The following is a 12,476-nucleotide window of genomic DNA, read 5'->3' as shown; positions in this document are numbered from 1 at the left end:
CCAGCGGAGCACGGCTAATATTTGTCACTTTAAAATATTTTTGTAAAGAAAATATTTGTCGATGAAAAAAGATATCCGTAGGCTGAGCAGCATTGGCAAGGATCATCAGAGGCAACATGAGCGGACTCAGAGAGCGGCAAAAGGAACAGCGCAGGCAGGTGATCGCCGAGGCAGCGCTTGAACTGTTCAAGACCAACGGTTTTGCCGCGACGACGCTGGATCAGATCGCTGTGCAGGCGGGAGTGTCCGCGCCGACGGTGGTGAATTATTTCGGCGGCAAGCAGGAAATACTGCTCGCGTTGCTCAAACAACCCGACGAACAGGCCATGCGCGAGGCGCGGGCAAATCTGGACGATGACAGCGATCCGCTCGAAGCGCTGTGCGAGTTCGAGCAGTTGATGACGGATTACCAGTTGCAAGCCATGCCGGCCTCGCTATGGCGGGAACTGGCGCCGTTTCTGCTGACAGGGGAGTTGGCGGAAGCGTTGAGCCCGTGGAATGCGGCGGTGATCGAAGAAACCAAAGCATTGGTCGGGTACTTTCAGCAGGCGGGGAAAGTGCGCGATTCGATCGACCTCGACGTGGTCGCGACGCTGTTCAACCAGTACGCGAACATGGCGTTCATTCGACTGGCGACGCAGGAAACCCCGGACAGAGCCGCGCATGCGTTGCACATGCGCGGCGTCCTTAGCCTGTTATGTCACGGCATGCTGGTGAGTTGAACACGGCCAAAAGCCTTTAAAACCGCCAGGTCACCCCACCACCAACAATGTGCAACGCACTGTTGGGGTAACTCCCCGACAACGTCTGGCCATTGCGTTTGGTTTGCTGCACGTCCATATCACCGAGCCAGACCAGCGTGTAATTGAGGTTGATGTCGGTGTCTTCGGCCAGTTTGTAGCTCAGGCCGGTCGCCAGTCGCCAGGTCTCGTTCATCGGGTTGTCGACGGTGCGATCCTTGTCTTTGACGGGGGAGCTGTCATAGCCGATGCCCATGTTCCAGCGCAGTTTCGGGCTGATCTGGTTTTGCGCACCGAACGACAGGTGCCAGGTGTCCTGATACTTGCGGTCCACTGACCGCGAGACATTGCCAGCGGCAGAATCCAACGACACGCCGATGTCGGCAAAGTCGCTCCAGTCCTGCCAGTTCACCGAACTGAGCAGCGTCCATTGCTCGTTCAACTGATGGGCGATGCTCAACGTCGCGGTCTGCGGGATGTTCATGTCGATTTCCAGCTGATCGACGTCGAGCCGCGACAGCGCCAGATTGAGCAGGGGATTGCGCACGTCATGCACCGATGGCGAATCCTTGAACTCCAGTTTGACCTTGCTGGTGTAGGCGAAACCCAGCGTGGTACGCGGGTCGAGCTGATAGCGCAGACCGAGATTGATCCCCACCCCGGTGTCGGTGTCCTTGTATTGCAACTTGCCATCCTGCTGGAACGGTTCGCCGGGGAGGAAGGCGTTATTGTCGATGGCCATTTTGTCGTAGAAATAGCCATAGACCAGACGCGGGCCGATGCCCATCGACAGGTCATCGGTGATCTTGTAGGCGAAGGTCGGTTGCATCGAGATGCCGATCAGCGTCGATTCCTGACTGAAATAGCGCCCGGCCCAGTCATCGTCATATTTCACGCTGAGGCCGAAGTTGCCATACATGCCGAAGCCGATACTGGCGCGGTCGTTGACCTCATGACTGATGAACAGACTGGTGCCCGGCAGGATCGGCAGCGGGTTGCCGCCTTCGTTGCCGGAAAAGTCGTTGCCACTGTCGCGATCAAAACCCAGGCCACCGAGTACCGCCTGACCGGTCAGGGTGACCTGCGTGCCTTTGAGCGCCGCGATGCCCGCCGGGTTACTCATCAGCACGCTTGGATCGGTGGCCAGCGCGGCCGAGCCGGCGTTGGCCAACCCCGCACCTTCCTGACCCGCTTCATACAACTGAATGCCGCCCGCCAGGGCCTGACCGGCGCAACCCGCCAACGCCAGCATCATCAATGAACGCGTGGACCTCATCCTTTACTTCCTTATAAAAACAGCGACGAGTATGAGTTTTAGTCGTGAATCGGCGTTGGCACCAGTTGAGGCGCGGGATAAAGACGAGTGGACGATTGTGATCTAGGCTCAGAACGGCTCGATGCCACCGCCATTGCGTCCAATTAGGAGAGCCCGAATGGAAGACAAACCGCTCATTGCCTTCAACAGCCCCCGAGCCCTGCTGGACGTGCTGATTCGCGCCGGTCTGATCACCATTCTGGTGTTGTTCTGCTACGACATCTTTCACCCGTTTCTCAACGTGATGCTGTGGTCATTGATTCTCGCGGTCACCCTGTATCCGCTGAATCAGAAGCTCGGCGCCAAACTGGGCAACCGCTACGGTTGGGCGGCGATTATTCTGGTGCTGCTGGGCTTACTGATTCTGATGGTGCCGCTGAGCCTGCTCGGAGCTTCCGTGGCCGACTCGGTGAAAGTCGGCATGCACACGATGGAGGCGGGCGCGTTTGAAATTCCGCCGCCACCGGCCAGCGTTGCGGACTGGCCATTGATCGGCGCGCCGCTTTTCGGCATCTGGCAGCACGCCTCGCAGGATTTGAGCTGGGCGTTCAAGGAGCTGGCGCCGCACCTGTCGAACTGGGGCAAAGTGCTGCTGCATCAAGCCGCCGGCGTCGGTGCGGGGATCGTGGTGTTTGTGATTGCGCTGATCGTCGCCGGCCTGATCATGACCCACGGTGCCCGCGGCCACCGCACCGCAGTGGCCATCACCACGCGAATCTCCGGCCCGGTGCGCGGCCCGCAGATCGCCGAGCTGTGCACCTCGACCATTCGCGCCGTGGCACAAGGGGTGGTCGGGATCGCCTTTATCCAGATGCTGCTGATCGGTGTCGCGCTGGTGATCATGGGCATTCCGGCGGCCGGCATTCTGGCCCTGATGGTGTTGCTGCTCGGCATCATGCAATTGCCGGTGCTGCTGATCACCATACCGGTGGTGATTTATGTCTTTGCGCACGACGGCGTCAGCGCCGGCACCGTCATCTTTACCGTGTGGATGATCATTGCCGGGCTTTCCGACAACGTGCTCAAGCCGCTGTTGCTGGGTCGTGGTGTTGCGGTGCCGATGCCGGTGGTGTTGATCGGTGCGCTTGGCGGCATGGTCACCAGCGGCATTATCGGGCTGTTCACCGGGCCGGTGATTCTCGCCGTCGGCTACGAATTGTTCATCGGCTGGGTGTACCAACCGGCGGATGTCACCCGCGTGCTGGATGACGGCAACGAAGAAACCCTGCCGTAATCTGACAACCATTCATCGCTCGACTACGCTGGCTTACGTATCCATCTCTGACACTTGGGCGTAAGGAAAAAGGCGCATGCGAAGCAGGCTGCTGGCGGTATTGATGGTGGTGTTCGCAGCGCTTGGGAGCGGGCTCGGCTGGGCTGCCGATGAAGCGACCAAAACCGCCGATGAAGCGGTAGAACTCAAGGTCGCCAACCGCAGCATCATGCTGTTTCGCGCGACGATCCTTGGGGAAGCGCCGGCGTCGCGAGTCAAACGGGCGAAAATGGTCATCAGCGAGGTACTGGACGAAAACGGTGCGCTGAACATCACCACCGACTCGATCCAGAACAGCTACATGGTGCTGATCGGCGACAAGCGGGCCTTTATCGTTGCGCCGCAGGATGTCGACAGCCTGGCTTATTCCTCTGTGCAACAGGCAGCCGAAGGCGCGGCGGAGAAACTCCGTCAGGTGGTCAGCGAAACCCGCGAGGCGCGCAACCTCGACATGATGGTGCGCTCATTGGCGCTGGTGGCCGTGGCCACGCTGATTTACCTCGGCCTGCTCTGGTGCCTGGCCTGGCTGAGGCGCAAGTTGCTGGCCAAACTCCCGGCATTGATGGATCGCCACACCCAGGCGCTGAAAGTCGGCCGGGTGCAACTGATCGATTCCAACTTCCTCTACCCCTTGGTCAGCCGTTTGCTCTTGCTGCTGCGCTGGCTGCTGATTCTGCTGCTGACCTATGAATGGCTCGGCTTCGTGCTGTCGCGGTTTCCCTACACCCGGCCATGGGGCGAGAGCCTCAATAATTACCTCTTCGAACTGGCCGGTTACCTGTTGCAAGGCATCGTTGGCGCGATTCCCGGGCTGGGCGTGGCGCTGGCGATTTTCTTCATTGCCCGTGGCGTCACCGCGTTTACCCGACGCATCCTGCGGCGCATGGCCATGCCCGGCACGTTCAGTTGGCTGAATCACGAAACCCTGCAACCGACTCAGCGCCTGACGGCTTTGGCAATCTGGCTGTTCGCCTTGGCAATGGCTTATCCATATCTGCCCGGCGCCGGCACCGATGCCTTCAAGGGCCTGTCGGTGTTGATCGGTTTGATGATTTCCCTTGGCGCCACCAGCGTCGTCGGGCAGGCCGCTGCCGGGCTGATCCTGACCTACACGCGCACCTTGCGCCCCGGCGAGTTCGTCAAGATTGGCGACTACGAAGGCACCGTCACCGAACTGGGCATGTTCACCACGCGCATCCGCACGGGGCTGGGTGAAGTGCTGACGCTGCCCAACTCGATGATCACCGGCACTGTCACGAAAAACTATTCACGCACCGTGCAGGGCCCCGGTTATGTCGTCGATACGGTGGTGACCATCGGCTACGACACGCCGTGGCGGCAGGTCGAGGCGATGTTGCTGGAAGCGGCGCAGCGCACGCCGGGGATTCTCGAAAATCCGCCGGCGCAAGTGTTCCAGACCGCGCTGTCGGATTTCTACCCCGAGTACCGCCTGGTCGCACAGGCGATCCCCAGCCAGCCACGTCCGCGCGCGGTGCTGCTGAGCATGCTGCACGCCAATATTCAGGACGTGTTCAACGAGTACGGTGTGCAGATCATGTCGCCGCATTATTTCGCTGATCCGCAGCAAGACAAGTGGGTGCCAAGGGACAAGTGGTACACCGCGCCGGCTCAAGAACCGAAGGATCAGTGATCGCTGCTCAAGGGAGTTCGCCCCATGCTGGAATTCATCCTCCACGCTTTACGCACTGATCCTGAAATCGCGGTGTTCCTGGCGATTGCCTTGGGCGTGTTCGTCGGCCGGATCCATATCGGCAGCTTTCACTTGGGCTCGGTGGCCGGCGCGTTGTTGATGGGATTGCTGATCGGGCAGATCGGACTGGAAGTGCCGGCCGGTCTGAAATCGGTTTTTTTCGTGATGTTCATCTATGCCGTCGGTTTCAAGAGCGGGCCGGAGTTTTTCGGCAGCCTCAATCGCGGCACGCTGAAACTGGTGCTGCTCTCGGTGGTGCTGTGCGCCACGGCGCTGGGGGCGATTCTGCTGATGTACTCGGTGTTCGATTTCGACGCCGGCTTCACCGCCGGGCTCGGCGCCGGGGCATTGACCGACACGGCGATCATGGGCACCGCAACCAGTGCGATCAATCAACTGACGATCGACGCGGCCGCCAAGGCGCAGCTCAACAGCCACATGGCGATTGCCTATGCGATCACCTACCTGTTCGGCACGATTGGCTTGATTGTCTTCGTCGGCAGCATCGCGCCGAAATTGCTCGGCGTGAACCTGCGCGAATCGGCCCGCGAACTCGAACTTGAGTTGGGCATCGCCAAGGAAGAAGACGCGATCACCGTGCCGTACACGCGCATGGTGGTGCGCGCCCATCAGGTCGCGGAGAACGGCCAGGCCAACGGGTTGCGCATCATTGATCTGGAAAAACCCCACGAATCGCTGACCGTCGAGCGCGTCATGCGCGCCGGCAAAATCATCGAACGTGACGAAGACTTCGTGCTCATGGCGGGCGACGTCATCGGCGTTTACGCCTTGCGCGATGCGGTGGGCAACCTCAGCCACTGGGTCGGGCCGGAAATCGATCATCCCGAGGCGCTGTCATTTGCGACCCGCCAGGTGGATGTCGTGCTGACGTCGGCAGAGTTCGCCGGCAAAAGCATTCATCAGGCAAAGACCCGGCTGAGCACTGACCGACGCCTGGGCTGCTTCGTCAACAACATCACGCGTCAGGGTTACGACTTGCCGTTGCTGCCCAACACCGTACTGCGCCGTGGCGATGTGATTACGCTGACCGGCCGCACCGCCAGTGTCGAAATGATCGCCAAACGCCTGGGTCGCATCCGCAAGAACAACTACAAAAGCGATATCGCCATGCACACTCTGGGCATGGTGTTCGGCTCGCTGTTGGGTTTGTTGTCGACCCACATCGGCATGATCCCCGTGGAACTGGGCATTGGTGGCGGGGTGCTGGTCGCCGCCCTGGTGATCGGCTGGTACAACTCGCGCCACCCGGAAATCGGCGCACTGCCGCCGGCGGCGCAATGGGCGTTTTCCGAGTTCGGCCTGACCGCGTTCGGTGCAGTGGTGGGCTTGCTCGCCGGGCCGGCGGCGTTTGCCGCGATGAAAGAGCAGGGCTTGGCGCTGTTGCTGTCCGGTGCGGTGGTGACGATTTTGCCGCCGCTGGTGGCGCTGTATTTCGGCCGCTACGTGCTGCGCTTGCACCCGATGATTCTGTTTGGCGCACTGGCCGGGGCGCAGACCGAAGCGGCCTCAATGAACAAGATCATCGAACAGTCCGGCAGCAACACGCCGGTGATTGGTTTCACGGTGTGCTACGCGATTTCCAACGTGCTGCTGGCGGTGTGCGGGCCGATCATCGTATTTGTCGCCGCTGGCTAAAAGCACAAATCAGAAGCCACTTTCACGCATCAACACCGCCAACACATGGGTCGCACCGTCGCCCAGCAAACTGCGCCGCTCGCCCTCGATCTTCAGATGCCCGCGCGTCTCGCGCAGACTCGGCAACGGCTCATCCAGCTGAATCAACACCTGAAACAACGCGCTGCTGGGAATCAGCGAATGTTCGGCATTGGTCGGCGGCACCGGGCCGCCGAAGCGCGAAGACAGCATGCGATGCGACAACTGACTGGCGCGGGTGCTGCCGATCTGCACGACACGCCCGGAGCGCGGCGTGGTCTGGCCGTCCGGGTAGAAGCGCACGTGGTCACCGGTGGCCATGCGGTGCACCTGATCCTGCGCAACATAGGCGTCGACCTGCCAACTGCGCGGATCGATCAGCATGCCCAGCGATTCTTGCCGACCGACCCATTGCCCGGGTTTCCAGTCCGGATTGACGTCCAGCCACACCCCGGCGAACGGCGTTTGCAGGTTCAACCGGGCGATTTCCGAGCGGGCGGCGCGGGCTTCTTCGAACTGCACGTTGAGGCGCTGGCGGGTCACCGCGTCTTCGGCCAAGCCACCGGGGTCGGCGATCAACCCGGACAGCCGCGCCTCATAGCTACGCGCACTGGCTTCGCTGGTTTGCAGGCGCGAGGCGATATCCGGCTCGTCGAGGGTGATCAGGGTTTCGCCGGCCTTCACCGGGCCGTCCGGGTGAATCGATTGCAGGCGTGCCGGGTAGGGCGCATACACCCGCAACTGGTGCTCGGCACGGGCCACGCCGACCGCATCGATCTGCGTGCGCCACGGGATCGCCAAGCCCACCAGAATCGCCAGCAGCACCGTATAAAACGCGACTTTGCGCCGGCTCGGAATCGCCGTGCGGTTTTTCCACCAGTGACCTAGCTCGCGCATTACCGGCATCGCGATAAACCACGACAGTTCGACCATGAACAGAAAAATCCCCAAGACCTTGAAGAAGAACAGATAGACCGCCAGCGCGATCCCCAGAAACAGCACCAGCCGATACAGCCAGGTAATGATCGCGAAGGTCACCAGCAAACGTCGCTGACCGGTCGGGAACGTTTCTGGCCAGTCTTCCTGCAAACCCAGCAGATTGCGCCGCAGGGTCACCCGCGCAAGCGCTGAAGCGCGTTCGTGCAGGTTGGGGAAATCCAGCAGGTCGGAAAGAATGAAGTAACCGTCGAAACGCATGAATGGACTGGCATTCAGCGCCAGTGACAGCAACCAACTGGTGGTCGCCAGATACAGCAGGGCATTGCGCAGTGGGCCCGGATCGCACAATGCCCAACCCAGCGTCGACAACCCGGCCAGCGACAGTTCGGTCACGATGCCCGCCGAAGCAATCGCCAGGCGTTGCCGCGAACGACTGAGTTTCCAGCTCTCGCCGGTGTCGGTGTAGAGCATCGGCCACATCACCACAAACGCGATGCCCATGTGCCCGACACGCAAGCCCAGGCGCGTCGCGACCAAGGCATGGCCGAGTTCGTGCAGGGTTTTCGCCACGATCAGCGCCAAGGCAAAACTGAACAGGCCTTCGGTGGAAAACGACTCGACCACGGCGCTGGTGAACACGTCCCACTGCTGCAACACCAGAATGATCCCGAGCAAGCTCAGGCTCAGTACCAAAATCCCCGTCAATGGATGAAACAGCCACCCCAGCGCCCGCGCCAGGAATTGCAACGGTTGTTGCGGGCGCAGCAGCGGAATGCGGAAAAACAGATAGTGATGCAGCCACCAGCGCCAGGTCAGCCAACTGCCTTCTTCGCCTTTACTCTTGAGGCGCTCAAGGGCAGCGGGGCCGGCGCGCAGCAACTGGTGCTGTTCGAGAAACTGGCGAAAATCGAGCACCTGTTCGACATCCGGTTTCAGCGCTGTGCCCTCAGCGATCTGCTCGCTGATTTTGCGTGGCGACTGGCCCCAGCGCAGCAGGCATTCGAATTCCAGCCAGCCAATCCGGTAGAAGCGATTGATCACCGTGTCCTGAATGACCCACGCCGGTTCGCCATTGCTGCCATGGGCCGCTTCGCTCAGGCGCAAGTCTTCGCGCAGGGGCGGCACGGGCAGATCGGCCGGGTCGAGCATTACCAGCCACTCCAGGCACGCAGCGTCGCCAGCGGTCGGCGCAGCAGGTAATAACCGAGCATCACCCGCCCGCCGTAGAGTTTCGCCGTGCCGTGCAGGCCGAGGCGCGCATGTTCCGGTGCGCCGTCGATGCTGGCGAGCAGGCGATAAGCGACCACGCCTTCATCGCTGGGCCGTGCCTGATAACTGGTTTCGAGGATCTGCCCCTTGAGCGGCGTCAGCGGGTACGCGGTGAGGAACAAGGTGACCTCGGCGCCCGGTTCCAGAGCGATCGCATCGGCGACGGCCAATTGAATGAGCATGGCCGGTTGCGTCGGATCGGCGACTTGCATGATGCGTTCGCCAGTCACCACCGGTTTGCCCAGCCAGTCGTTGGGGTCGCTGAACACGGCGACGCCGCCGCGTGGCGACAGCACCTGCGTACGTTTCAATTGCGCCTGCACCGCCGCCAGTTCCGCCCGACGTTGTTGGGCGCGACCGGCGAGCAAGGTCAGTTCACTTTTGCTTTGCGGGTTGTCGAACGCCCGTTGGCTGGCCGCTTGCAACTCGGCGTCGGCGACGGCAACTTCCTTGCCGAGCACTTCGGCGCGGCTGCGCAGGGTGGTCTCATCGAGCGAAAACAGTGGTGTCCCGGCATCGACGGGTTGATTCGGACGAACCTGAATCTTTTCGATCACGCCATCGATCGGCGAGCTGATGATCTGTGCCTGTCGCGAGACGATTTCCGTCGGTGCCAATGCCGTTTGCCGCACCGGCAACAACAGCAGCGCAGCGAGCACAATCGCCACCAGCAGCAGCTGTTTGCGATTCGGCCGCCAGCGACTGAAACGCTTGCGCCGGGTCAGCGCCGACCAGCAATACGCCCACGTTGCGACCAAGCCTTTGAGGTGCTGCCACAACACGGCCGGCGGTTCCTGCTCCAGCAAGATGATCAGCAGGCCCAGTCGTTGATTGTCACGATCCTGCACTGGCACGCACCACAGCCCCGACGGCCACCATTCGTTCCAGCCTTCGGCAATGTCTGCTGGTGGATTGGCGCTGTCCTGAGCGATCCATACCGGCTCGGCGTCTGGCACCTGCGCCGCGACCCAGCGACTGGCGCGGCGCAGCCAGACCAGATACGGCGAATCCTCGCTGGGCCGCGACAGCCCCGAGACGTTGAGCAATTCCAATGACGATTCACGCTGGGCAAACACCAGCGCCTGATGAAACTGCAGCAGCGGGTACAAATCGTTGGCCATGCTGAACGCCAGGCTGTTCAGCGAGTCGGCGGCCATGGCTTTGTCTCGCAGCGCATCGAGTTCGAGCAGCAGGTGAGGGTGCGGCAGCGGCTCGTTCATCGTCATGGGCGTGCGACTTGATCGAACTGTGCGGTGCCGCTCATGCCGGCCATCAGGTCGGGGTATTTGTTGTCGAGCCGGGCTTCCAGTTCAACGGTTTGCGCCACTGCATCGACCCGCGAGTTGATGCCGCTGACATGGGCCGGGTAGGTCTTGCCGGTTTCGTGGATGCTGACCTGCAGCGGCAGGCCCGGTTTGAGGTCTTTGAGCAGGTTGGACGGCACGTTCAGGCGCACTTTCAACGCGCCGTCGCTGACCAGATCGAACAACGGCGTGCCCGCCGTGACGGTCTGATACGGCTTGACGTAGACCTTGGCCACACGCCCGGAAAACGGCGCGAGCACCTGACAATAACCACTCTGCGCTGCGCCCATGGCCCGTGCGCCGTCAGCCTTTTGCACTTCGGTGTTCGCCATTGACACTTCGATGTCGCCGACCGCATTGAGCTGGCGCAGTTGCTGTTTCGCTTGCAGGTTCTGTTTGGCCATGGCCAGTTCGGCTGCTGCGACTTTCGCCCGCGCTTCGGCTTCATTGCAGTTGAAGCGGGCGAGCAATTCGGACTTGGCGACCTGCTCGCCGAAGCCGGCTTTCAGCTCACCGAGGGTGCCGGCCATCTGGCTGGAGAGGGTGGTTTCCAGTTCGGCGGCGAGCAACACGCGGATCGCACTGGCACTTTCCAGAGCGGGGGCCGAGGAACTGTCTTCGGCGTGGACGGGCAGGATCAGACTGGCCAACAACAGGGCCCCGAAACGGGACTCAAGGGCGATTTTGCGCATTCGGCGTTCCTTGCGAGGTGGCGGCGAGCAGACGTTGTTGTTCCTGTTCATTCAAGGTGCGCTGGATCTCCCGGGCCAACGTCTTGATGTCGTGTTGCGAGATTTCTTTGGGCAGCACGTCCAGGCCCACCGAGTTGTACATCCGCCCCCAGGCGGCTTGAGCACTGGAAAACGCCGCTTCACGCTGATAACGCGAGAGCAGATAACGGCCCTCGGAACGGATCACTTCCAGTTCCGAGCCCAGCGCGCCGGTTTTCGCCGCTTGCGCGTAGTCGAGCAGGCTGCGGTCGACGCGCAGACTGTCTTCGGCGAACTCGACTTCTTGGCGGGCCAGTTGATAGCGCAGGGTGCCGACGCGTACTTGCGTGAGAATCGCCATCGACAGCGCCACGCGACGGGTGTCGTCGGTTTCGCTCTGGGATTTTTCTGCGGCGTTCAACGACGGCAATTGCAGCAGGCGAATGAGGTTCATCGACACTTGCAGGCCAGTGCTCATCCAGTCGTTGTTGTAGAGGTATTTGTTGGAGTCGTACTTGTAGCCGAAATCGACGCTGACGTTCGGCCACAACTGCGCCTTGGCGATCTCCAGATCTTTTTGGTTGACGCGTTTGCGGTACCACTCTTCCATGATTTCCGGGCGGTTCTCCAGCGACAGCTGTTCCAGCCGCGCCATGCTCTGGCGCACTTCCGGCAGCGCCGGATCGGGCACATCGGCAAGCACCATTTTCGAGCCCGGCGGCAGCGACATCAGCGCCGACAGCTCAGCCTGGGCAAACTCCAGATCCTGGCGGCGCACGGTCAGCAGGTAGATCGAGTCGAGGAGGGCGCGTTGATAGGCGAGGATTTCCTGACGCGGCAGCAGGCCACGGGTTTCGGCTTCGCGGGCCGAGGTCAGGGCGGTGTGGGTGCGCATCAGCAGCTTGTCGACTTCCGGCATCAAGCGCTGGGCGCCGAGTGCGCGCCAATAGGCGTTGCGCACGTCTTGGAGTACGTTCTGCGCGACTTTGCGCCGGCGTTCTTCGGCCATCAGGATCTGGTCGGATTTCTGCTGGGTGCGGTAATAGGCAACGCCGAAATCCAGCAGGCTCCAGCTCAAGCCCAGGCCATAGACTTCGCGATAACGCTCTTCGGAGGTCGATGGACGCAAGCTGACCTGGCGGTCTTCGATGCCGATCGAGGTGCCGCCGGAATCGTTGTCACGTCCGGCATAACCGGCAGAGGCGACCAGACGCGGGAGCATTTCGTGGCTCGAAACATCGCGCAGGTCGGAAGCCAATGCGCTTTCCATCAGCTTGAGGCGGTAGTCGAGGTTGTATTTCAGCGCCCGTGCCGCCGCCTCGTAAAAGGTGATCGGCGCGGTGACCGGCTCCTGGCCGGAATACATGCGTGACTGATCAGCGATGATGCGCTGACGGTTTTCTTCATCGGTGGAGGGTTTGGGCTCCGTTGACGAGCAAGCACTGAGCAGCAGTGCAGAAGCGATGGCGGTACTAAGAAGCCGGGTCGCATTTATACGCATGTTCATTCCTTTGCATTCTTGGAATTTTTTCAGTTCGACT

At 61.3% G+C, this 12,476-nt stretch carries 9 protein-coding genes; 4 read left to right on the top strand and 5 right to left on the bottom strand.

Annotated elements, in window-relative coordinates; all coding sequences use genetic code 11:
- Window positions 1-116: 116 nt before the first annotated feature.
- Window positions 117-722: a TetR/AcrR family transcriptional regulator gene (locus tag EJA71_RS01365; RefSeq protein ID WP_158953649.1), complete on the top strand. Its 606-nt coding sequence runs from the start codon at window positions 117-119 to the stop codon at window positions 720-722.
- Window positions 723-738: 16 nt separating this feature from the next.
- Here EJA71_RS01365 and EJA71_RS01360 read toward each other — a convergent pair whose 3' ends face one another.
- Window positions 739-2,016 carry an OmpP1/FadL family transporter gene (locus EJA71_RS01360; protein ID WP_158953647.1) on the bottom strand — a complete coding sequence of 426 codons (1,278 nt, stop codon included), beginning with the start codon at window positions 2,014-2,016 and terminating at the stop codon, window positions 739-741.
- A 157-nt stretch (window positions 2,017-2,173) separates the two neighbouring features.
- On the opposite strand from EJA71_RS01360, the gene EJA71_RS01355 reads away from it, so the two are divergent.
- The 3 genes from EJA71_RS01355 to aspT all read left to right on the top strand — a co-directional run bounded on the left by EJA71_RS01355 (window position 2,174) and on the right by aspT (window position 6,695).
- Entirely contained in the window at window positions 2,174-3,289 is a 1,116-nt protein-coding gene (locus EJA71_RS01355; protein ID WP_158953645.1) for an AI-2E family transporter, read from the top strand.
- Window positions 3,290-3,365: 76 nt separating this feature from the next.
- Window positions 3,366-4,979: a mechanosensitive ion channel family protein gene (locus tag EJA71_RS01350; protein WP_158953643.1), complete on the top strand. Its 1,614-nt coding sequence runs from the start codon at window positions 3,366-3,368 to the stop codon at window positions 4,977-4,979.
- A gap of 24 nt (window positions 4,980-5,003) precedes the next feature.
- Window positions 5,004-6,695 carry an aspartate-alanine antiporter gene (gene aspT / locus EJA71_RS01345; protein ID WP_158953641.1) on the top strand — a complete coding sequence of 564 codons (1,692 nt, stop codon included), beginning with the start codon at window positions 5,004-5,006 and terminating at the stop codon, window positions 6,693-6,695.
- A gap of 9 nt (window positions 6,696-6,704) precedes the next feature.
- Here aspT and EJA71_RS01340 read toward each other — a convergent pair whose 3' ends face one another.
- From EJA71_RS01340 to EJA71_RS01325, 4 genes are read right to left on the bottom strand one after another with little or no spacing between them, the layout of a single operon-like run.
- Complete coding sequence (locus EJA71_RS01340; RefSeq protein WP_158953639.1) at window positions 6,705-8,801, bottom strand: HlyD family efflux transporter periplasmic adaptor subunit; 2,097 nt, start codon at window positions 8,799-8,801, stop codon at window positions 6,705-6,707.
- Window positions 8,801-10,147, bottom strand: a complete 1,347-nt coding sequence (locus EJA71_RS01335) for an efflux RND transporter periplasmic adaptor subunit (protein WP_178113636.1) — start codon at window positions 10,145-10,147, stop codon at window positions 8,801-8,803. Before EJA71_RS01335 ends, EJA71_RS01340 begins: the two co-directional genes overlap by 1 nt.
- Window positions 10,144-10,917 (bottom strand): efflux RND transporter periplasmic adaptor subunit, encoded by a 774-nt coding sequence (locus tag EJA71_RS01330; protein WP_158953637.1) that lies wholly within the window; start codon window positions 10,915-10,917, stop codon window positions 10,144-10,146. The genes EJA71_RS01335 and EJA71_RS01330 overlap by 4 nt, the downstream gene beginning before the upstream one ends.
- Entirely contained in the window at window positions 10,898-12,436 is a 1,539-nt protein-coding gene (locus tag EJA71_RS01325) for a TolC family protein (RefSeq protein ID WP_158953635.1), read from the bottom strand. The genes EJA71_RS01330 and EJA71_RS01325 overlap by 20 nt, the downstream gene beginning before the upstream one ends.
- Window positions 12,437-12,476: the final 40 nt, after the last annotated feature.

The sequence above is a fragment of the Pseudomonas sp. PB106 genome, assembly GCF_009764645.1.
In the GTDB taxonomy this organism is placed as follows: domain Bacteria; phylum Pseudomonadota; class Gammaproteobacteria; order Pseudomonadales; family Pseudomonadaceae; genus Aquipseudomonas.
This window is presented reverse-complemented; position numbering and strand designations above follow the sequence as displayed.